Here is a 21,773-nt window from a genome sequence, read left to right on the forward strand (position 1 = left end):
ACAACAAGATTTGACTATGAATATGAAACCAAAATACAGATTACACTGAAAGTGTTCTTAGGGCCAGCCATGCCATTAACCCGCCCCCTAGTTCCAAAGCAGATTCATCAATATTAAAAGTAGGTGTATGCAGACCGGATGTAATGTTCTCTTGCGTATTTCCCACCCCTAGCATATAAAAACATGCGGGGTTGTGCTGAGTGTAGTATGCGAAATCTTCCGCTGCCATCCATTGGTCCAATTCCTCAACATTTTCTTCGCCTAAATAGTCCTTTGCCTGGATTCTTAGGTTTTCGGTCAAGGTGGAATCATTTTTTAAATGCGGGTACCCATGATTGATTTTCAGTTCGCAACTGCCCCCCATGGCTTCAGCCATTGTAGTGACCAATTTCTCCAGCTTTTCCAAAGCTGTTTTCCGCCAATCTTCATCCATAGTCCTAAAAGTACCCTCAATGGAAACTTCATTGGGAATAACGTTGATCGCACCATTAGCGATTACCTTACCGAATGAAAGTACGGACGGAATTTTAGGGTCCGCCACACGACTGACCAATTGCTGGGCGGCAACTATAATGTGAGAGGCGATCAGAACCGGGTCAATAATTTTTTCAGGCATTGCGGCATGACCTCCCTTTCCTTTTACGGTTAAAAAGAGTTCGTCCATACTGGCCATGAACTTTCCGGAGCGAAAACCTACTTTCCCCACAGGAATATCTGGCCGTACGTGCTGCCCTATATGGGGAATACTGCCTAAAACAGTATATGCTTTTTCCTTGATCACGCTTATGGCCCCTCCCGGACTAAGCTCTTCCGCAGGTTGAAAAAGTAATTTTACACTTCCCTGAAAATCACCTTTCAGTTCCATTAAAATTTTAGCACAAAGTAAAAGGGAAGCACTATGGGCATCATGACCGCAGGCATGCATAACACCATCTGTGGTGGAAGCGTAAGCTATAGTATTTTGCTCATGAATCGGTAGGGCATCAATATCCGCTCTAAGCAGCACCGTTTTTCCTTTTTCACGACCGTTAATGGTAGCCAACAAACCAGTTCCTGCAACCGATTCAATGTCCATAATACCCAATGCCAGCAGTTGTTCCTTTAAAAAGGAACAGGTATTGTATTCTTGAAAAGAGAGTTCCGGATATTGGTGCAAATGCCTACGGACCTCCACAAACTCCGGAGCGAATTTTGCCGCAAGACTCTTAATTTTTGCACGATTCCCCATAAAAAAGATTTTAAAGCAGATTACCCAATTGAACCGAAATGCTTACTTCTTTGAAAAAAGCAAATCAAAATTAACGGTAACCTCATCCCCTACTACTATCTGGCCAAACATGGCCGTTGGGGGTTCCATACCGTAATCTTGCAGCACCAACTTCTTTTGACCTTTAATTTTAAGTCCTTCCGATGCCGTTTCCATAGTTACTGGAATCTCTACCGTTTTCTCCGCTCCGGCAATGTTTAAAGACCCCACTAAAGTAGATGTACCCTTTACCTCCTTAAGTTTAAAAATAACCTTGGGATGCGCCTCTTTCTTTAAGGCCTCATGCATTTTTTTGTCCATTGCCGCACCTCTTTCACTTTTAATATCGTCTACGGCAACCTCTAAATCAATTTCTTTGGGTGCAGTACCGTCATAAGTAAGGGTTGCGGACACCGAATTTGCGGCCACTTCCCATTCATGAACGGTAGAAGTCCCGCTTATGGTCAATGTACTGGTATCCGAAAGCGTATATTCATCCTGAGCCCGACTTACAAAGGTAAAAGCCACTAGAAGTACTAATAGAAATGTATTTTTCATGGTATTTAAATTGGCCAAAACATTAATGGCATTTTATATTCAATTTTCTATTCATCCAAAACGGTCTGCCAGAACTTTTTTTGTTCTTCCTCGGTAGGTTGAACTTTTGGGCTTACCAATCTAAAACCTACATAGTTGGAATCTGTAAACCACCAAAAACTCTTTGGAATCTGTGGATCACGCTTCTGCTGTTTTAAGCTTGAAGCCGTTCTGGCCGATGAACGTAATTTATCCGCATCATCATCCCAAGAACCACCCCTATACGAGCGTGGGTGTATTACTGTTGGAGTTACCCAAGGATTCTTCTTGTCCGTTGTGGTATAGGCATCTGCCTTGTATTCATCCAACGTCCATTCCGCCGCATTCCCGTGCATATCATACAAGCCCCAAGGATTTGGTTTTTTGGACCCCACCTTGGCATATTTACTTTCCGAATTCTTGTAGTACACCGCATACTCGTCTATTTGAGCTACGTCATCACCAAAACTATAGGCACTTTGTGTACCTGCCTTAGCAGCGTATTCCCATTCGGCCTCCGTGGGCAATCGGTAAAATTTTCCGGTAACGGCACTTAGCCATTTGCAATATACCAATGCCGAATATGCAGACATGCTTACCGCAGGAAACCCGTCTTTACCCATACCATACGATGGATCTTCATACGGCGGACTGGGACGTGTAATAGCATCAATTTTAATTACACGGTCATCATCCAATTTCACAAAAAGTTCTTTGTTCTGTTTGAAGAAAAGTTCAAACAAGTCCCATGTCAATTCATGCTTCGCCATATAAAAAGCGTCCAGCTCTACCTCCTTTTGAGGACCTTCATCGGCCTTTCTGTTCGCTTCCGATTCCGGACTACCCATGGTAAAGGTTCCGCTAGGAATCAATACCATATCAAAACTCTTATCGGTTTCGGGAACGGTTTCGGTATAACCGTTAGAAGCCTCTACGGGTACTTTTTCCATTACTTTTTCTTCAGTTTTTTCTACCACGGTTTCCTGAGTGGCCGTAACGGCTTGTGTAGATTTGCAAGATTGTAGGACTGCCCCTATGAGACAAGCAGACAAGGTAATTTTGGTTAACTGAATTTTCATTGGTAAAATGGTTTTGTTAAAAATAGTTTTTTTTATCTACAATAGTCAAGCTCTACCCATTTTAAACCTTACTAACCCCAACCTCTTAACAACAGCTGTACTATTTGTTTAAAAAACTAGCAAACAACAACGCCCCACAACCCCTGCCATTGCCCTACAACTACCCAAAATAGCCTATATTTGTGCGAACGCTATAAATTATAAAAATGAAAAAACTACTATGCATAGCAGTGACCCTATTTGTTTCGGCAGGGGTTTTCGCACAAAAAGAAAACACAAAAGAATTAGAGAAGTTTACGGAGCTTAAGGTATATGACCGCATTGTGGTAAGCTTGGTAAAAAGTAACGAGAACAAACTTGTTATTACAGGAGACGATAAGGATGAAGTAAACATCTCCAACAAAAATGGACTCCTAAAAATAAAAATGGAGTTCGATAATTTTTTAGATGGGAACGAAGCCAAGGCCACTTTATACTATACAGAAGAGCTTGCCCTATTAGATGCCAACGAAAATGCAAAAATACGTTCGGACGAGACCATTAAAGGCGACCGCGTAGAAATCAAAACCCAAGAAGGTGGTAAAATAGATTTAAAAATAAACATCAAAGACCTCTACACTAAATCTATCTCAGGAGGGGAAGTTACCCTTACCGGTTCTGCGGACAAACAAGAGGTTATGGTGAATACGGGAGGAAAGACGTATAACAAACAACTAGACACCAATGAGACTACCGTAGTAGTCAATGCCGGAGGAAGGGCAGATGTAAAAGCTACCGATAAAGTAACGGCCAAAGTACGTGCCGGCGGTTCTATCTACATCTATGGTAATCCTAAAAGTATTGAAAAGGATAAAGTTTTTGGCGGTAAGATCAAAGAAATGGATTAGGGCTACTGCTCTATATCCACTGCTTCAAAAGCTACGAGTTCATTATCTTGAAATTGCGGGGTTACCTCAATAGGGTTGCAACATACCTCGCAATCTTCCACATAGGTTTGTTTTGAAACCGAGGGGTCCATTAGCATGGAAATTTCTTCCCAACAATAGGGGCATTGAAAAAAGTGTTCGTACATATAGACCTTTTTAAAGTTGCACCTGTTTTTTACTTTTGGACGATCGATAGATGGCATTTACTAAAGCGACCGATTTCCGCGCCTCTGCACCATCCACCATAGGTTTCCGGTTTTCCCTGATAGCGTTTACCATATCCTGAAGAACCACTTTATGATTGTGATGCCCAATGGCCGTAGGGTCTGCCGCGCCGCTTCCCTGTTCTTTTGAAGTTAATTCCGGAGCATCTTCTCCTTTTACATTCCATGCAATGATTTTCCCGCCTTCCATAATAATGCTTCCTTTCTCACCATATACCTCAACGCGTTCCGGGTAGCCTGGAAAAAGGGCCGTACCTGCCGTAATCGTTCCCATGGCCCCATTCTCATAATTTACCAATACCGCACCAACATCTTCCCCTTCTATTTCATGTACTCTAGTTTGTACATTGGCAAAGACCGAAACTGCAGGCCCCATAAGGTTCTGCAATAAATCTACGGTATGAATACCTTGGTTGATAAAAGCGGCGCCACCATCTAATTTCTTGGTTCCTCTCCACTTGCTATTGGCGTAATACGCCTGTGAACGGTACCAGTTGATACTGGCATTGCCCATAAGCAATTTTCCAAGCTTACCGGACTTTATCGCATTTTCTACCTGTTTGTAATCCGTGCTACATCTGTTTTGAAGTACACAGCCCAAAAGTACCTTTCGCTCTTCGCATAGGGCAATCAACCCATCTATTTTTTCAGTAGTTACCTCAAGGGGCTTTTCACTTAGGATATGTTTGCCCGCCTTAGCGGCAGCTTCTATTGCTATACTATGTTTTCCACTTTCATTACAAACACAGACCAAATCTATTTCTGGGTGTTGTATGAAAGTATTAAGATCACTATAGATGGGCAATCCAAAATCAGCTTGCAGCTGCTCTACCCTATCCGCAGATTTTGTACAAAGCCCTACTATTCGGACACCTTCCAGCTCCGAAAGACATTTTACATAGGTATGTACGATTGAACCCGTGCCAATAATTCCAACGCCAATATGAGACATATGATAGTTCTATTTTTGTAAAACTATACTACGAAGAAATTATTTGAAAGGCAAAGAATCCGTGCATTTACGGATGCCTTTTCAGTACGGTTTTAGACGATACGATTAAAATTCAACGTTAAGAAGTTGCCCGGTAAGCTGAAGCAATTGAAGTTCCGCAAGCTTGGCATCATACTTGGCCAAGTTCTTATTGGTCTGCGCATTCAAAAGGTTAATTTGCGCCTGCCGGAACTCTATGGACGTAATCCTCCCCAATTGAAACTGCTCTTTTGAACGTTCAAAATTATTTTGGTTGGTAATTACATTCTGTTCCTGAATCTGATAAATGGTCAATCGGTTTTCGTAGCTCGCCAGAGCATTAAGAATATCACGATCCACTTCTAATGTTACTTGCTCTTGCAACAACTCTTGGTTTTCATAGGCAATTTTGGAATTCTGCACCAAGGTAGTTGTTCTTCCGCCATCAAAAAGGTTCCAAGTAAGACTGGCCCCTAAGCCCAATGTAAGGCTGGTTCTGTTGCTCCCGGGAATAATTTGGCCCGGCAAAAAGGAATTGGGTGCACTTTGGTTCAAATTCCAACCGTACGAGCCCGTAAGCCCAATAGTAGGAAGGTAACCGGAACGATTCACCTTAATATCATACGCATTAATGGCCAAATTACGCTTGGCCTGCAGTATGGTTACGTTGTTCTGCTTGGCCTCGTCTATGAGCTCATCCAATTGCAATCTGGGCACAAAACGAACAATAGTATCCACTTGAAAATCCTCGGTCAAGCTTTGATTGACAATAACATTCAAATCCCTTTTAACATTGGCCAATTGCTGTTTGGTGTTCAATAGGTTAATACTATCATTGGTAACATCTACTTGAGCATTTAGAATGTCCAGTTTGGTATTCTGGCCGTATTCAAAAGCGTACTCCGCCCGTGTAATACGGTCCGTAGAAATTTCCAAAGCCTGTTTCAGCACATTTTCGTTCTCCGTAAGCCTAGCTACTTCAAAATAAATACTGAACAATTGCAACAAGGTGTTCTCTATGGTCTCCCTGGCTTGTAGTTCTGTAAGTTGATACTGCTCTTTTAGTCTTTTGTAATTGTAGAGCCTTCCTAAACCATCAAACAACGTATAGTTCAAGTTCAATCCGCCATTGAAGGATTGCGATTCCGCATGGTTTATTTCCAGATCAGGTCTGGGCTCACCGGAGCTTTCAAATTGTCCCGGATATTCCGTATTGCTATTTAAATCATTGTAATTGGCGCCTGCCGTACCCGTAAGACTCGGTAAATAGCCAGAATTGAGTATACCCTGATTGTTATCAGCAATTTCTACTTGATTACCCGCTACCTTAATTCCAAAGTTGTTTTCCAATGTTAAGCGTACCGCTTCTTCTTTGGATAAACGCTTCTCTTGAGCTGTAACTCCTAGGCTGATAAAAAGAAAAATTAAGGGGACTATAGCTTGTTTGATCATTCCTATTCTGGTTTCTTAATATTGCTGTTAGGTGAGGCACTATTGCTTACTTCCGAACCTTTCATTACATCATGGGAAGTTCCGTTTAACGGCAGCCTAGGCTGCTCCGCCATATGCGCTTCTTCCTTCTGCTCCTTTATAGCACGTTCTACCTCTTCCTTAGTGACATCATCACCGGTTTTCAACCATTTTGTGGTTACTTTAATACGGTTACTGAACGCTAAGAACAGCGGCAATAATAACAAGGTCAGAACAGTGGCAAAAGCAATACCATAGGCAATGGATATGGCCATGGGCTTTAAAAACTGGGCTTGCCTACTACGCTCCAACAAAAGCGGAGCTAGACCTGCAATAGTAGTAATGGACGTCAAAAATATAGCCCTAAAACGTGAACGGCCCGCCTCAAAAATGGCATCGTCAAATTTCATTCCACTACGCAAATTGCCATTAAACTTACTTATGAGTACCAAACCATCGTTCACCATAATGCCTATTAAGGCGATAATACCCAATAACGATAGAATATTGACGGGAAAGTCATGGATCCAATGCCCCCATGCTACTGCGGTTAAACTAAACGGTACCAGCAAAATAAGTAACAACGGCTGACTGAAACTTCTAAACGTAAACGCTATAGTGATGTATATTAACAATAAAACCGATAGACCCACCACGGTTATGGAATCGGACATTTTTTTGGCCTCCCTGTTCTGACCTTCGTACGATGCCGTTACCGTTGGATATCTGGACTGTATTTCCGGCATTACGGTGGTACGGATTTCGTTCATGATATCCGTGGCACTTGTTGTTTTTTCATTTTTAATGTCCGCCGAAACCTGAATTTCCCGTTGTCCTTCCAAGTGGTTTATGGCCACGTCTCCCCTTTCAATGATATAGGTTGCTATTTCCTTTAACGGAACTTTATTTCCGTTTGGAGTGGTGATTCGCATTTCATCCAAATCCGTAATGGAAGAGCGGTTCTCCCTATCGTAACGTACCCAAACCTTAATTTCATCTTGCCCTCTTTGAAAACGTTGTGCTTGAGACCCAAAAAAGCCCGCACGCACCTGATTCATTACCGTACGTAGGTCAAGCCCCAATAAATACGCATTCTCTTTTAGCTCAAGTCTTATTTCCTTAATACCTGCAGGGTCATTATCCGCAACATCTTTTAGCAGGGCATTGTTTTCCAGCACGGCCTTTAGCTCTTTTTTGGCCGCCTTTAGTTCGGTGATATTATTCCCCAAAAGCGAAACCGATACCGGATTACCGCCAAAGTTTCCTCCTGAGCCATAAATAAGGCTTTCAACCCCTAATACAGGCCCCATTAACTCTTGCAATCTATTGGTTACCATATCCGAACTAATGGCATCCGGACGTTCCTCACCAGGTAAAAGGTTAATATCCAGAGAAGCGGCAGACGTACCCGGACCAATTCTCTTAATTGTATTTTCAAAAAGGACTTTATCCGTTCCCTTTAAATACTTCTCAGTTAGCTCCTGGTTTACAATTTTAGACTTCTCCTCTATCAAAGAAATAATAGAATCAGTAATTTTTTCATTGGTTCCGTTGGGCATCAATAAATCTACGGAAACCCTGTCACTGGCAACTCTTGGGAAAAAGGCCGTTCTAACGATTCCGCCACCCACAGACCCCAATGTAAGTATCAAGGCCATAACAAAGAAAGCGAACATCAGTACTTTATAGCGCAGACCAAAACGTAAAGCAGGGCTGTAAATCTTATCGCGCATCCAAACCATGAAACGGTCTCCCATTTCATTAATGACCCTTAATTTGGCAAAAGCTCTCCCTATTGCCGTTTTTGGTTTCTTTTCTATGACCGTAAGTGCTTTTGAATGGGCCAAATGCGCAGGAAGAATTATTAGGGCCTCTACCAATGAGACTACCAAGGTAAGGATTACGATTACGGATACCTCACTAAAGAATTCACCTATTCTACCATCTAAAAACAGGAAGATGGAAAAGGCCAATATGGTAGTGATGATTGCCGAAATAATAGGTGGTATTACCTCCATGGTACCATCAATAGCGGCTTGTATTGGACTTTTTCCTTTTTCGTAATGCTGATAAATGTTTTCCGCAATCACGATTCCGTCATCTACCAGAATACCGATTACGATAATCATACCAAAAAGCGATAACACGTTAATGGTAACATCAAAATACCCTGCAAATACGAACATTCCCAAAAAGGAGATAGGTAGACCGAACGCCACCCAAAAAGCCAAACGTGTATTTAAGAACAACGAGAGGAATATGAGTACCAAAATCATACCCACAATAGCATTCTCCGTCAACAACTCCGTACGTTGGTTCAAGGTAATACTACGATCACTGACCACACTTAACTTTATGTTGTTGTGCTTTTGGTTAAAGTCCTCTATATATTCCTTTACCTTTTCGGCAGAACCCAAAAGATCTTCTGTATTGGTACTCGTGATGGAAGCACTAACGGAAAGGTTCCCATCAAAATAAGAAGCATTTGGCGATTCTTCAAAACGGTCACGAATGATGGCCACATCTTTTAACCGCACCGTACTGCCCGAAGCATCCGCACGGATAATCATATTAGATAGCTCATCTCCGTAATAAGACCTATTGTTGGCCCTGATCAAATATTCTTCGGAGTCGGTTTTAATATTACCTCCAGTAACCAAAATATTGGCATTGGCCACCGCCTGAGATACTTCATTAAAAGATATATTATAAGCCAATAAACTATTTTCGTTTACGGCTATCTCTATTTCTTCCAATGGATAACCACTCATCTCTATTTGAGAAATGCCATCTATGGTACGCAGCTCGTTCTCTACCTGTCTCCCTACTTGTTTTAAAGTAGCCAATGGAATCTGTTCCCCACTTATGGCAAACGTTATGGTCTCTCTAACGGCTTCTAGTTTGGAGACAATTAAAGGCTCCATTCCGGTAGGAAAAGAGGGCACCCTATCTACGGCATTCTTTACCTCCAAAAGCATGAAATCTATATCGCGCCCTTTTTCGATTTCCACATTAATAACCCCACTGTTCTCCCTTGCGGTGGAGGTAACCCGGTCTACACCTTCAAGACCTTTTAAGTTATCTTCTATCTTAAGAACAATACCCTCTTCTACCTCTTGCGGTGAAGCGCCGGGATAGGTTATGTTTATTGATATATTCTTAGAATCCGAAAGCGGGAAATAGCTAGATTTTAACGAAAGAGCGCCGGCAATACCAAACACCATAAACGCCAGTACAAAGACATCTACGGCAACGTGATACTTTATGAAATAAGAGATTATGTTTCTCATTAGTCTTTGGTTTTTGTGTTACTCTCGTCAAAAACCTTAACTAGCATACCGGCATAAGCTCCTACTACCGGTTTTGAAACAATGGTTAATCCATCAGGTACATTTTTTAGGACCACCTTTCTATCGGAAAAATATACCGGCTTTACATCAACCACATCTAAAATGGTGTCCCGTACCACAAAAATTTGGTCATTTTCTAGTAAAAGACCCCTGTCTATTTCAATTGCGTTTTCCTCCTGTCTGGCATCTAGATTGGCCTCCAAGTACATTCCTTCCCTAAGATTTTCATCTTTAACATCTATATAGGCCCTTATAGTCTGTGATGCCAAATCTACACTTCCGTTAATACGGGCAACTTTTCCTGTATACGTTTTAGTTCCATTAAGATTGATAAGCTCTACGCTTTCGCCCACTTTTAAAAGATCACTATAGTCCTTGCCAATGGCGACCTCCAACTCATACACGTCTGTATTAATGAATTCTCCCAATTTTTGACCGGACCTTACCAAAGTTCCCTCTGTAACCAAAGCCTCGGTTAGGATACCGCTAAACGGAGCCGAAATTCTATACTTAGAAAGACGTTGCTCCAAATTCTTTACATTATAGTAGTTGGTAAGAATACCACGACCGGAAATAAAATATTTCTCCTTTTCATCTGTCATTTCGGGCAAAGCAGGAGTCGTGTTCCCCATATTAAAATCGCTGAGGTATTTTTGCCATTTAGGGAATATCTCAGGATAATCCAACCTTAAATCCGGCATTATAGAAGTAATTAGATTGTAAAGGTTGCTTTTTGCCGATTGTACACTTGCCGAATATTCCGCAGCATCTATACGGATAATGGTTTCACCGGCCCGGTAGGTCTGTCCCGCTTTAAAAAGCTTGTTCCCTTTTCTAAACACTCCCTGCACCTCTGAGTAGAGTTCTACCCTTTGTTTAGCGCTTAAATTACCATTTGCAGGAATTACTATGGGGATACTTCCGTTTTTAACCGTATCTACAAAGACAGTCTTAATTACTTTTTCAGGTTTTGGTCTAGGGGTTCTTTTACTGTTTACAATTGATACTGCTGCGTAAACCGAAACAATAATCAGCAAAACACCTAGTACGGTCAAGAGGATCTTTCGTGTATTCATAAGTTAGTTGGGCTATATAACCAGATGGTTGGACTACAAAGCTATCTAATAGTTTAAGTGAGCTTTGTTAAATGTATCTTAAATGTATTTTTTTTGAAATACCCAAAAAAAAAGGGACGCATAACTGCGTCCCTTTAACCAAACTAACTAATAAATTATGGAAATCTATTTTCTATTCTTCGTCTTCAAACTTTGTATCGGCCATTCTAGTTCTGCCGTACTCAACATTTTTGAAATCAATTTTATCATCTTCCTTATCATAATCAAAAACCAAGAACTGCTTTTCATCCATTGAATGAAGGCTTTTGAACGAATCAAATTTGTTATTCTGAAGCTGTAACACCTCTAAGCTAGCCAATTGACCAAACTCTTCCGGAAGCTCACCTCCCAATTGGTTATTCGCCAAAACAAGTTCCTTAAGCTTTGTAAGTCCGCCTATTTCCGAAGGAATACTTCCTTCCAACGTATTTTCAAAAAGACCCAAACTTTCCAATTGGGCCAATCCGCCAACAGATTTAGGTATATTTCCTTTTAGACTATTACTGGACAAGTTTAAAATTTTCAGGTTTTTTATTTCCCCAATACTTTCAGGAATGCTTCCGGTTATAAAGTTGTTGAAAGCCGTTAGCTCCATTAAACTTCTCATTCTACCCAATTCCAAAGGAAGTTCTCCTTTAATACGGTTCATTTCTATCTTCAGCACGCGTAGTCTCGTAAGTTGTGCAATCTCTTTAGGAAGCTCTCCTGTAATGCCGTTAAACGCCAAGTTTAAAGATTCCAGTTTTTCCAAGTCACCAATACTGCTTGGGATAACCCCTTGAAGATTGTTATTAAAAAGATTGATTTCTACAACGTGGTTGTTTCTGACCGTTACACCCTGCCATGTAGAGATTTCTGCATTCAGGTTCCATTTTCTTTGCCATTCATCACCCTTCATTGCGTTGTACAACTCAATGAGCGATTCTTTTTCTTTCTTCGGAACGTCGGCCATAACCGTATGCACCGTAATGCACAAAAGCACTAAGTAACTTAATAGACTTTTCATACGAATACTATTTTTTTTGGTTGACAGTAAGGTTGGGCGTAATTCAAAGCGAATTACCCTACAAAAATAAGCCTTAATGTGGATGAAAAACAAAAATTATCGTTCAACGGCCCTATAATGTTGTGAAAACCAGATATTTTGTTGTGAGCACTTTTTTCAAATGGTCATTTACGGCAGCTCACTAGTAATTTTCTAGCTCTAAGGTAATTTCTTCCCACTTGGTCATCATTTGTTCCAACTGCTTTTTCTTCTTTTGATAGCCATCAAAAAAATTGGGAACAGCAATAGTCTTGTCGTAATCCATTAACAATTTATGGTCTATCTCTGCTATCTCCTTTTCCAGTCTTGCAATGTCCGACTCCACTGAGCTAAGTCGGTTTTTAAGTGATTTTATTTTTTTCTGTTCCTTAAAGTCGGTTGCACTAGATTTTGGCGCGTCGCTTTTTTTTTGAACGTCCTGTTTTTTTTCTATCGCCCTAAAATCTTCAACCTTACGCTGATCCAGATAGTAATCTATATCGCCTAAATACTCTTTAATTTTCTTGTCCTTAAACTCATACACCTTGTTGGTCAGCCCTTGTAGAAAATCCCTATCGTGAGAAACAAGAACCAGGGTTCCGTCAAAATTCTGCAAGGCCTGTTTTAAGACGTTCTTAGATTGAATATCCAAGTGGTTGGTAGGTTCATCCATTACCAACACGTTAAAAGGCTGCAAAAGCATCTTGGCCAAGGCCAAACGGTTTCGTTCACCACCGGAAAGTACTTTTACGTATTTTTCCACCTCATCTCCCTTGAACAAAAATGAGCCCAGAATATCTCTTACCTTACTTCTGTTCTTTTCGTTGGCCGCATCTATCATGGTATCCAATATGGTTTTGCTACCATCTAAGTATTCGGCCTGGTTTTGGGCAAAATATCCAATTTGTACGTTATGCCCCAACTTTAATTTGCCTTCATAGTCCAAATCACCCACCATTATCTTGGCCAATGTAGATTTTCCCTGACCGTTCTGACCCACAAAAGCCGTTTTACTATCGCGCTCCAAAAGTAGATTTATACCAGAAAGTACATCTTTTTCCCCGTAGCTTTTAGAAAGTTCCTCTATTTCCGCAATAACCTTACCCGGAGTTATGGAGACCGGAAAACGGAGGTTCATTACGGCATTATCATCCTGATCTACTTCAATACGCTCCATTTTATCCAATTTCTTGATCAACGACTGTGCCATTGAAGCCTTGGAACTTTTGGCTCGGAACTTCTCGATCAAGCGTTCTGCTTGCTGAATTTCCTTTTCCTGATTCTTTAGGGCGTTCATCTGCTGTTCTTTTATTTCTCCTCTAAGCAAAAGAAACTGGGAATAGGGCTTTCCGTAGTCATAAATACGGCCCAAGGAGATTTCTATGGTACGGTTGGTAACGTTATCCAAAAACATTTTATCGTGAGAAACGATAACAACAGCACCCGCGTACCCTTTCAAAAATTGCTCCAACCAGATAATAGACTCAATATCCAAGTGGTTGGTGGGCTCATCCAGAAGTAACACATCATTGCTCTGGAGCAAGAGTTTTGCCAATTCTATTCGCATTCTCCATCCGCCGGAAAACGTGTCGGTTTTCTTATCAAAATCCTCTCGTTTAAAACCAAGGCCCAGTAGTATTTTTTCGGTTTCACCTTGGTAATTATACCCCCCTAATATTTCATAGCGATGGGTAAGATCGCTCAAGTCTACCATAAGTTGATGATAGATTTCACTCTCATAATCCATTCGCTCTGCTAGTTGGTGGTTAATTTCATCCAACTTAAGCTCCAATGCCTTTATTTCTTCAAAAGCCTGATAGGATTCTTCCAAAACGGTACGCCCCAAAACAAAATCTATATCCTGACGAAGAAAACCAATCTTAATATTTTTCTCCATGGCGATAGTACCCGAATCTATGGGCATATCTTTGGACAACATTTTTAAAAGCGTTGATTTACCCGCTCCGTTCTTACCGATCAGACCCACACGATCACCACCATTTAAACGAAAGGATATTTCCTCAAAAAGATATTCTCCGCCAAAGGAAACGGAAAGGTTATGGATATTCAACATACTTTAAAAATTCTAGATTCAGACAGGCATCATGCCCATAAGGTGGTTTAATTATTTTTGAAAAAACATTACTATTTGTAATGATAGTTACATTGAAAGAAAAGCCAAAGTTGTACTTTTATTCAAAGTTTTGCAAATGTTAAAAAAAGGAAACAAACTATACAGCATTTTAACAGGAAGTTGTCCCAAATGCCACGAAGAGAGCATGTATGAGGATAAAAACCCGTATCATCTGGGCAAAATCTTTGATATGCACGAACGTTGCTCTACCTGTGGCACCAAGTACAAGATTGAACCTTCTTTCTTTTATGGCGCCATGTATGTAAGTTATGCCGTTGGAATTGCTTTTGCCGTAGCAGCATTTGTCATCAGCTTTTTGTTCATTGGCGCAACTTTGACCACTTCATTTATTGCCATTGTTGCCACCATGATAATTTTCATGCCACTAATTATTAGATTGTCCCGAAACATTTGGATCAATTTCTTTATCCACTTTGATTCTGAAGCAGGCACAAAATTCAGGAAAAAGACTGCTGAAAGTATTTCTGAGTAAAACGTGCAATGTCCAATTCCGAATCTAACTCCTGACCGTCTTCTGCGAACATGTACAGTTGTTTTGCAGCAGACGGACCTATAAGAACCCCCCTTGAGCCAAATCCGTTAAGGATATGCAAGCTTTTAAACTTAGGGTGCCTACCTACCAGCGGTTTTCTATCTACCACGGTTGGTCTTACCCCAGCTACTTGGTCTACCACTTTAAAATCGCACTTTAGCACCGTTCTTAATTTAGCCAATAGTCCTTCTCTGGCACTTTCTGTTGGCAGATTGGTTTTGTCATGGCGTTCGTAATTAGCACCTACCCTATAGATATTATTCCCTTGGGGAATAATGAACACCGAAGACTTTATGGCTTTATCCTCTTTTAGAACGTGAGCTTCAATAAATACGTACTCCCCTTTGGAACCTTGCAAAGGCAAATAATTAAAAAACGGATTTTCCTTTAACCCAAAACCTTCTGCAAACACAATTTTTCGGGCAGAAAGAGCGTCGTATTCTACTCTATCATCGGTATACTGCAAACGGTTGTAATCAAAGGTTTCTTCAATCACTAAGTCTTTCTCTTGAAGGTATTTCTTGTACGAGGAGACTAATTTTTCTGTATCTATTCTTCCTGTATGGCGTACTTCCCCATAACCGAACGGAGCATCTACATGAACATTGGTATTTGCGTGAACAGATGTATTCAAAAACCTATCCAATCCTTTTTTATCGGAAGCTTCAAACCACAGGTTTTGTTCTTCAACAGAATGAAACCTTCTGTATACCGGCAGCTCATAATTTAACTTAACTCCTAACTTGCGTTCCAAATGCGCATAAAAAGCCGATGCCGTTTTCATCTGTTCCTCTGCCTGCCACGCCAACGTAAACCGTTTTAGAATAACGGGGTTATATAGGCCTCCGGCCACTACCGAAGAGGTCTGGGAACTATCTGCAATTACCCTAAAGGTTTTGTTATTCTTCTCTAGCTGCTCACAGAATGAAATACCCGCTAGGCCAAGCCCTACAATTAAATAATCTATCATACGCCAAAGGTAGAAAATTGGCAATCAAAAAAAGCGCCCCGACAAAAACTGTCAGGGCGCTCAATACTATTTGAATTGGAATATTCTTGGCTCTAGTAAGCCCACATATCTTGCTCTCTATCTCTAATGACCTCTTGGATTCTACCTGCTTCCAACAACTGGAACAGAGCATTATCTGTAATGTAATCATTTACTTTACGGTCACCATGAACATTGTCTTCTCTATAAATTACACCATTAAACCTTCTTGCATTCAACAACATATCAAAAGAGATAGGTTGCGCAGAGTTTCTTTGGTTAAAGACTTTGGCCTCGTGCAAGATGTTTCGTGCATCTGGATACCATACCCAGAATAACTCAACCTTTGCATCACTTGGATCCATAGAGTCATCATCTATAAAGTTAACGTCAGGAGCTACCGGGGCAATACCTAACAAACGATACTTTAATTCGCCTTGGCGCTTATCAAAATACCACATTCCTTTTATACGGTATTCCTCAATATCGGCCGCAGTTAGGTTTCTTCTCATCACATACTCAGGAGAAAGTTCTTCGCCTGCATTGATCTGTTCATAACCATAATCAGTAGTATCTACTTTTTGCAACGTACTTTGAAGGTCGCTAAACTTACGCTTATCTGTAAAATAAGAATCTGCATAAACATCTTTTAGCTTACCGTTCTTGATATTTTTCAAAAGAACATCATATAATGATCTTCTATCGTTTCCTATATCAATGGTATCTGTAGGATAATATAAAGGGAAATTTACCCTTTCATCAAGATCAATAACTTCCCAAACGGTCTTAGACCAAAGAATGTCACGATCATCTACATACCCATACTCAAGGGGAGCATCATTGTCCAAAGCTTTTTGAGCTTCGGTCTTAATGCCTATTTCCTCAGGCTTTTTGGCGTTCAAGATGTTCGCCTGGGCCATCATGGAAACTGGCAACAATGTTACTGCACCAATTACTAAAGCATTTTTCCAATTCATGTTTGTAAAATTTTAAATTACCGAGCGATCAAAAGACCGCCCGGTTTTACTAGTTGTTATTAGTTTGTAATCTCCACTACAACCGGAGATACCTTCTTCAATTTATAACTCTTGTTATTTGTAATGTAAGCTTGGATATCAAATATCTGAACAGCATCACCTCTTTTAGCTCTTTTAAGGGCAGATTTGGCGTTAGCGTTCAATTTGCTTCCGTTAACACTTACGGTAGGCTGACCAGGAACTTTGAACTTAAATCCGCTTACAGCAAGGTTCAAGTCAAAATCAAAATCTTCCAACATTGCTCCAATAGTAGCAATTTCCATGTTAGCTCTAGGCATTTTAGCACTACCTGTTTGCTTACTTACAGAACCTGCAGGTCTTGGAATATCCTTAATTCTGAATTTGTTACTAAAAGGACCTACTTTCGTACCATCACTTGTAGTACCAGATGCGGTAATTGTAACTTCACGACCTTTACCAGGAGTCATTGTGTAACTGCTTCCTTGGCGTCTCGTTAAACCGTTTGCATTTGCGTTAACCTTGTTATCAGCTATTCCTGGTATGGTAATCGACATTGGATTGGCCACACCACGGTAGACAACGTTCATCTTATCAGCCGCAATCAAAGCAGCATTAGGCTTATTTATAGTTGCAAAGGTGTTTTTTACTGGTACAGGAACTTCCTCGCCATCTTGCTTAAAGTACAATGTACCTTCTACAGTGTGATCTCCGGGAGAACCAGCTCCGATCAACATCTTAACACCACCAGCCTCTAGTTTATAGTCAGTACCTTCAGAAAGTTTTCTTCCGTCTAACGTTAACTCAGCTTTTACAGGAGTAGAAGAGTTATCAGTTTTACTAATGATAATCTTACCGTCATACTTCTCACCAGAGTAAAAAGCAGATTTACTAGCCTGCAAAGATGTTGCAAAATTCTTAAGCGATACTTGGCTTGTTAACTCACCTTCCAACATTCTTTTAAGAGCGTCTTCTTCCGTAGCTTTTACGTCTGCTTGAAGCGCCGTAAGTTTAGCTAAAGAGGCAATTAAAGGGTAACCTTCATAGTGGTAATTGATCCAATCTTGCTTGCTACCATCTCTCTTTGTTTCTTTTCCGTTTTCATCACCGGTTGCGAAACGAGAGTTTACAGATTCTTTCAAATCTTTTGGTACAATAGCCGCCACTTGTGTGCGGTAATCATTAATTCTACTCATGAATTCTTTTCCACCTTCCGATAGATTGTCTCCTTGAAAGAATTGTTGATCTAAGAAATCAGAGTTATCCATTTTTGCATAGTCCTTCGCATCTTCTAAACCTTCTGTCATGCCTTGTTTAAGACCTTCCAGATAGTCATAATACTCTTGGGACATCTGCTTGATTTTCTGCGCATCTTTATAAAGCTTTCCGTATTTCTCTGAATCTTCTCCAGCTTTAGTTTCTAGACCACTCAAGAAAGCTAGGTTACTTTCCGTAGTCTTTTGGTTAGAAGTCTCCATCTTTTCGTTCATAATCCCGAAAGCTGCAAGTACTTCTTTGCTCATGTTTAACGCCAGCATAGCGATGAAGATCAAATACATTAGATTGACCATCTTCTGACGTGGTGTTGCTTTTCCTCCTGCCATGTTTTTTTAATTAGATTTGATTAATTATTTGATTTGGGGTTAACTAATCTCTAATTAGTTTCTATTCATAGCGGTTAACATACCACCGTATACTCCGTTCAATGAAGAAAGGTTAGTTGCCAAAGATTCCATTTGGTCTTTAAGAGCAGATGCATTCTGTACAACTTCTTCATTAACTGAAGCTTGTTTGCTAGCACTCTCTAATTGTACTTTGTATAAGCTGTTCAACGACTCCATTTGAGCGGCAGCCTGTACCATTTCATCAGAATACTTTCTTGTAGACTCCATAGCGTCAACAGTTGGGGCAATACCCTTAGCTGCACCTTCAAAGTTACGAATGCTAGTACCAAGGCTTTCCATTAGGTTAGCGTCAACTCCTGCTTCTTTCAATAATTCGTCTAATTTACCAGACAATGAAGCTTCTGCTTCTTTAATTTCTTGAGCTTCGTTGCTTCTTGCAACTCCTGTTGAAGCACCACCAGCTAATTCTGGGTATACTAAAGACCAATCGTATTCATCATCTACTGGCTCAAATGCACTAATAGCAAAAATAAGTGCTTCTGTAATAAGACCTATTGCTAGAAGAATACCACCATTAAGGGGTCCTAACTCCCAGTGAAGAATCTTGAACAACGCACCAAGGATTACTACCGATGCACCAAGGCCGTAGGCCATGTTGAATAATTTCTTTGTTGATTTTGACTGTGCCATAATTTAAGGTTTAATTTGAAAATTAATGTTAATAAAAGATTTGGTTTACTGTTTGATTTTTTTATCGTCTTCCTCTATGGCTAGAAGAATCAGATGGTGTATTTGTATTTGTGTATTTGAAAATAACTATAATCCTAATGTTACTCTTTATTGTGTTGAATCTTCTTCACCCATATAATCCTGTACGGTTCTAAAGCCGATGTAACTACGAGCAGAATCTGCATACTCATAATCTCTGGTGCTTACCTGTAGGAAATAAGCAACATCTTTCCAAGAACCTCCACGAATTACTTTTCTTGCATTTGCCCCATCGCCACCGTTAGGGTTCATTGTAGAAACAAATTCGTAAGAATTAGGGTCATAGCTAGAGTTGGTCCATTCAGACACGTTACCGGCCATGTTGTAAAGATTAAAATCGTTTGGCTCATATGATTTTGCTTCTACAGTGTATAAAGCTGCATCTGCGGCATAATCACCTCTTTGTGGTTTAAAGTTTGCCATAAAGCAACCTGTATCACTAATTACGTAAGGTCCACCCCATGGGTAAGTTCCTCCTTCAATACCACCTCTGGCAGCATATTCCCATTCAGCTTCAGTAGGTAACCTGAATTGGTTTACAAATTGCTTGCCTTTACTTTTCTGATCATCATTCTTAAACTTGGTTCTCCAGTTACAGAAAGCTCTTGCCTGTGCCCAAGAAACACCAACTACAGGGTATTCACTATAGGCATCGTGCCAGAAATAATCATTATGCATTGGTTCGTTGTACGAATATTCAAAATCACGGATCCAAACGGTAGTGTCAGGATAGATTTCAAGTTCTTCTTGACGGATAAAATCTTTTCTGCTTCCGGTTCTAGAACGAGCCGCAGCTTCAATATCCATCCAGCTATACTTGTACTTCAATTTTGTAACATCAATAGTACGCTGACCGTTATAAGACTCCTCTTCAGGAATATACAAAGAATCCATAACCTCTGTATAATACTCGTCTGGATACTCAGAGATATCCCAAACAAGATCTTGGTCCTTGTTCAAGGCACGGCCTTCAAAACCAGTTTCGCCCATACCGGCATAATTATCCAGCATGTACTTGTCATAAGCAGATAGCTTAGTGGTATCCGCGTCTTTAAACGCATACTCACCAATACCTTCATCCTCAGGCCCTAGACCCAATTCATCTGCCAATACGGCTAAACGTGTTCTGGTAATGGAATCCTGTACCCATTCTACAAACTGGCGATACTCGCTATTCGTAATCTCGGTGTCATCCATATAGAACGATCTGACCGTTACGGTCTTTGTTGGTGCGTTCAGAACTTTAGCCTGGTCCTCTTCGGATTTACCCATGATATAAGAACCTCGTGGAATGAGCTCCATCCCATAAGGTTTCTCAGGATACCACTTCTTTCCTTGGGCCCCGACTAGCTCTCCCTTTGTCTTTGATCCGCAACTGCTGAGCAAAAAAACAAACGCTATAGATGATAACAATAGCTTTTTCATACTTTAGGTTAAATTTCGATTCTGGTTATAAACTGCAAATACTATGATTTAATTCTACACTCTAAAACTGTGATTTCATCAAATTATTGTATCAATGGCAATTATACTATATTTTTTTTCAACTCAATTAAAACCTTTTTTATAGGCCTTGAACCACCGTTCAGGAATGTTTTGGTCGCACGCTTCCAAATAGTCCTTTTTAGTGCATGGTAATAACGCCGATGAATTTGATTTAGTATGCGGCGTTAGTATAGATGGAACCTCTACCCACCACCTATTAGTAAGGTGACTCTTGTGAAAGGTAAGTTCTTCGGTATCTGTAGGAACTATATACTTTGTAAAGTTTTCGCTACTTTCAAAAGGCGATTCGTTTATTCTAAAGTTATAACCCTCGATGAAATACCAAATTATCTGGCCCATTAACTGACAGGATTGATTGGTGTTTTCCATTTCATAGACCCCAAAAATACTTACTTTGTCACTAATTCCCGAATATCTGGCTATGGCACAAATCTCTCTTCCCGTAAACCCGTTTGGCGAAAAATCATCGGATAATCCTATTTCACTGGCCCTAACGGCACGAGCATCCATACTAATCATATGTGCGTTACGCAGTACAGGTTCTGCCAAGGAAATATCCGAACCCAGCTCTCCCAAACGGTAAGCATCAAAGAAAAGACGCTCCATTAAATCTATTTCTTCCTGTGCATTAAAGTAACTCTGATATCCTATATTGGAGAAATTAAAGAGATTATTGGGCTTATCGGTAATAATCTTACTCATATAGGAATGCGATGAAATAAGCTCATCATCCATACCAAAATCAAACCTGCTATCTACCGCGACCAAGTTTACCAAGTCTACAATACCATCAAAAGACCGGTACGCAGGATAGGTTATATCTTGTGTAGCACCTATTATTATGGGCACTATCTTTTTCTCCAAAAGTGCGGAAAGTGTATTCTTTACAACAAAATAGGTATCCTCAACCGTTGCTCCTTCTTCAATATTGCCCATATCCGCCAATGTTGAGTTCCAATTACCCAACAACAACTTGTACAACTGAATCCGTATAGCGGCAATATCTAGCTTTTCGGTTTTCTTTTCAAAGGCGTTTCTAGACTCCCTAACCCCAATAATAGCGATTGAAACATTTTCTAGGTCCGGAAGACCATCTCTTTTAGTATGTATTCTAGCATGCTTTCCCAGAGATTGGGCAGCAAACAGTTCGCAGTGGGCCATTACTTTATCTTCTACTGGAACCAGAAAATCAAATGCCATTTATTTTGAAAGATTATATGTGTT

18 protein-coding genes are annotated in these 21,773 nt (G+C 40.4%); 2 read left to right on the forward strand and 16 right to left on the reverse strand.

The window, feature by feature from the left end; genetic code table 11:
* Positions 1-40 precede the first annotated feature (40 nt).
* The 3 genes from Q4597_RS00410 to Q4597_RS00420 are packed head-to-tail and all read right to left on the reverse strand — an operon-like array spanning position 41 to position 2,901.
* On the reverse strand, positions 41-1,228 hold the full coding sequence (locus Q4597_RS00410; protein WP_303404344.1) for a M20 family metallopeptidase: 1,188 nt from the start codon (positions 1,226-1,228) through the stop codon (positions 41-43).
* A gap of 42 nt (positions 1,229-1,270) precedes the next feature.
* Positions 1,271-1,804, reverse strand: coding sequence for a YceI family protein (locus Q4597_RS00415; protein ID WP_303404345.1), 534 nt, complete (start codon positions 1,802-1,804; stop codon positions 1,271-1,273).
* A gap of 47 nt (positions 1,805-1,851) precedes the next feature.
* The gene (locus Q4597_RS00420) at positions 1,852-2,901 is read right to left on the reverse strand and encodes an SUMF1/EgtB/PvdO family nonheme iron enzyme (RefSeq protein WP_303404346.1); all 1,050 of its coding nucleotides are present in this window, start codon (positions 2,899-2,901) and stop codon (positions 1,852-1,854) included.
* Between the two features lie 206 nt (positions 2,902-3,107).
* Between Q4597_RS00420 and Q4597_RS00425 the strand changes: the two genes are divergently transcribed.
* A complete protein-coding gene (locus tag Q4597_RS00425) occupies positions 3,108-3,788 on the forward strand; it encodes a head GIN domain-containing protein (protein ID WP_215437974.1) in 681 nt (226 codons plus the stop codon).
* A gap of 2 nt (positions 3,789-3,790) precedes the next feature.
* Here Q4597_RS00425 and Q4597_RS00430 read toward each other — a convergent pair whose 3' ends face one another.
* The 7 genes from Q4597_RS00430 to abc-f all read right to left on the reverse strand — a co-directional run bounded on the left by Q4597_RS00430 (position 3,791) and on the right by abc-f (position 14,054).
* Positions 3,791-3,973, reverse strand: a complete 183-nt coding sequence (locus Q4597_RS00430) for a CPXCG motif-containing cysteine-rich protein (protein ID WP_215437972.1) — start codon at positions 3,971-3,973, stop codon at positions 3,791-3,793.
* A gap of 10 nt (positions 3,974-3,983) precedes the next feature.
* Entirely contained in the window at positions 3,984-5,003 is a 1,020-nt protein-coding gene (locus Q4597_RS00435) for a Gfo/Idh/MocA family protein (protein ID WP_303404347.1), read from the reverse strand.
* 105 nt (positions 5,004-5,108) lie between these two features.
* Positions 5,109-6,473, reverse strand: coding sequence for a TolC family protein (locus tag Q4597_RS00440; RefSeq protein ID WP_303404348.1), 1,365 nt, complete (start codon positions 6,471-6,473; stop codon positions 5,109-5,111).
* A gap of 2 nt (positions 6,474-6,475) precedes the next feature.
* Positions 6,476-9,781, reverse strand: coding sequence for an efflux RND transporter permease subunit (locus Q4597_RS00445; protein WP_303404349.1), 3,306 nt, complete (start codon positions 9,779-9,781; stop codon positions 6,476-6,478).
* Entirely contained in the window at positions 9,781-10,917 is a 1,137-nt protein-coding gene (locus Q4597_RS00450; protein ID WP_303404350.1) for an efflux RND transporter periplasmic adaptor subunit, read from the reverse strand. Before Q4597_RS00450 ends, Q4597_RS00445 begins: the two co-directional genes overlap by 1 nt.
* A gap of 172 nt (positions 10,918-11,089) precedes the next feature.
* Positions 11,090-11,962, reverse strand: coding sequence for a hypothetical protein (locus Q4597_RS00455; RefSeq protein ID WP_215437965.1), 873 nt, complete (start codon positions 11,960-11,962; stop codon positions 11,090-11,092).
* Positions 11,963-12,143: 181 nt separating this feature from the next.
* Positions 12,144-14,054 (reverse strand): ribosomal protection-like ABC-F family protein, encoded by a 1,911-nt coding sequence (gene abc-f / locus Q4597_RS00460; RefSeq protein WP_303404351.1) that lies wholly within the window; start codon positions 14,052-14,054, stop codon positions 12,144-12,146.
* A gap of 136 nt (positions 14,055-14,190) precedes the next feature.
* Between abc-f and Q4597_RS00465 the strand changes: the two genes are divergently transcribed.
* Entirely contained in the window at positions 14,191-14,607 is a 417-nt protein-coding gene (locus Q4597_RS00465; RefSeq protein ID WP_215437960.1) for a DUF983 domain-containing protein, read from the forward strand.
* On the opposite strand, the gene Q4597_RS00470 is transcribed toward Q4597_RS00465, so the two are convergent.
* The 6 genes from Q4597_RS00470 to Q4597_RS00495 form a co-directional block, all read right to left on the reverse strand.
* Entirely contained in the window at positions 14,573-15,637 is a 1,065-nt protein-coding gene (locus Q4597_RS00470; RefSeq protein WP_303404352.1) for an FAD-binding oxidoreductase, read from the reverse strand. The two genes, Q4597_RS00465 and Q4597_RS00470, sit on opposite strands and share 35 nt — an antisense overlap.
* Before the next feature lie 92 nt (positions 15,638-15,729).
* Positions 15,730-16,632 (reverse strand): gliding motility protein GldN, encoded by a 903-nt coding sequence (gldN, locus tag Q4597_RS00475; RefSeq protein ID WP_215437954.1) that lies wholly within the window; start codon positions 16,630-16,632, stop codon positions 15,730-15,732.
* Positions 16,633-16,691: 59 nt separating this feature from the next.
* Entirely contained in the window at positions 16,692-18,254 is a 1,563-nt protein-coding gene (gene gldM / locus Q4597_RS00480) for a gliding motility protein GldM (RefSeq protein ID WP_303404353.1), read from the reverse strand.
* Positions 18,255-18,308: 54 nt separating this feature from the next.
* Positions 18,309-18,965, reverse strand: a complete 657-nt coding sequence (gene gldL, locus Q4597_RS00485; protein WP_289037046.1) for a gliding motility protein GldL — start codon at positions 18,963-18,965, stop codon at positions 18,309-18,311.
* Between the two features lie 147 nt (positions 18,966-19,112).
* The gene (gene gldK / locus Q4597_RS00490) at positions 19,113-20,468 is read right to left on the reverse strand and encodes a gliding motility lipoprotein GldK (RefSeq protein WP_289037048.1); all 1,356 of its coding nucleotides are present in this window, start codon (positions 20,466-20,468) and stop codon (positions 19,113-19,115) included.
* A 123-nt stretch (positions 20,469-20,591) separates the two neighbouring features.
* Entirely contained in the window at positions 20,592-21,749 is a 1,158-nt protein-coding gene (locus Q4597_RS00495) for a formimidoylglutamase (RefSeq protein ID WP_303404354.1), read from the reverse strand.
* Positions 21,750-21,773 lie beyond the last annotated feature (24 nt).

This window comes from Zobellia sp. 1_MG-2023, assembly GCF_030549125.1.
Classification (GTDB): domain Bacteria; phylum Bacteroidota; class Bacteroidia; order Flavobacteriales; family Flavobacteriaceae; genus Zobellia; species Zobellia russellii.

Coding starts and splice junctions, on each gene's coding strand:
- Q4597_RS00410 (WP_303404344.1), bottom strand. CDS start 1,228: ATGGGGAATCGTGCAAAAATTAAGAGTCTTGCGGCAAAATTCGCTCCG.
- Q4597_RS00415 (WP_303404345.1), bottom strand. CDS start 1,804: ATGAAAAATACATTTCTATTAGTACTTCTAGTGGCTTTTACCTTTGTA.
- Q4597_RS00420 (WP_303404346.1), bottom strand. CDS start 2,901: ATGAAAATTCAGTTAACCAAAATTACCTTGTCTGCTTGTCTCATAGGG.
- Q4597_RS00425 (WP_215437974.1), top strand. CDS start 3,108: ATGAAAAAACTACTATGCATAGCAGTGACCCTATTTGTTTCGGCAGGG.
- Q4597_RS00430 (WP_215437972.1), bottom strand. CDS start 3,973: ATGTACGAACACTTTTTTCAATGCCCCTATTGTTGGGAAGAAATTTCC.
- Q4597_RS00435 (WP_303404347.1), bottom strand. CDS start 5,003: ATGTCTCATATTGGCGTTGGAATTATTGGCACGGGTTCAATCGTACAT.
- Q4597_RS00440 (WP_303404348.1), bottom strand. CDS start 6,473: ATGATCAAACAAGCTATAGTCCCCTTAATTTTTCTTTTTATCAGCCTA.
- Q4597_RS00445 (WP_303404349.1), bottom strand. CDS start 9,781: ATGAGAAACATAATCTCTTATTTCATAAAGTATCACGTTGCCGTAGAT.
- Q4597_RS00450 (WP_303404350.1), bottom strand. CDS start 10,917: ATGAATACACGAAAGATCCTCTTGACCGTACTAGGTGTTTTGCTGATT.
- Q4597_RS00455 (WP_215437965.1), bottom strand. CDS start 11,962: ATGAAAAGTCTATTAAGTTACTTAGTGCTTTTGTGCATTACGGTGCAT.
- abc-f (WP_303404351.1), bottom strand. CDS start 14,054: ATGTTGAATATCCATAACCTTTCCGTTTCCTTTGGCGGAGAATATCTT.
- Q4597_RS00465 (WP_215437960.1), top strand. CDS start 14,191: ATGTTAAAAAAAGGAAACAAACTATACAGCATTTTAACAGGAAGTTGT.
- Q4597_RS00470 (WP_303404352.1), bottom strand. CDS start 15,637: ATGATAGATTATTTAATTGTAGGGCTTGGCCTAGCGGGTATTTCATTC.
- gldN (WP_215437954.1), bottom strand. CDS start 16,632: ATGAATTGGAAAAATGCTTTAGTAATTGGTGCAGTAACATTGTTGCCA.
- gldM (WP_303404353.1), bottom strand. CDS start 18,254: ATGGCAGGAGGAAAAGCAACACCACGTCAGAAGATGGTCAATCTAATG.
- gldL (WP_289037046.1), bottom strand. CDS start 18,965: ATGGCACAGTCAAAATCAACAAAGAAATTATTCAACATGGCCTACGGC.
- gldK (WP_289037048.1), bottom strand. CDS start 20,468: ATGAAAAAGCTATTGTTATCATCTATAGCGTTTGTTTTTTTGCTCAGC.
- Q4597_RS00495 (WP_303404354.1), bottom strand. CDS start 21,749: ATGGCATTTGATTTTCTGGTTCCAGTAGAAGATAAAGTAATGGCCCAC.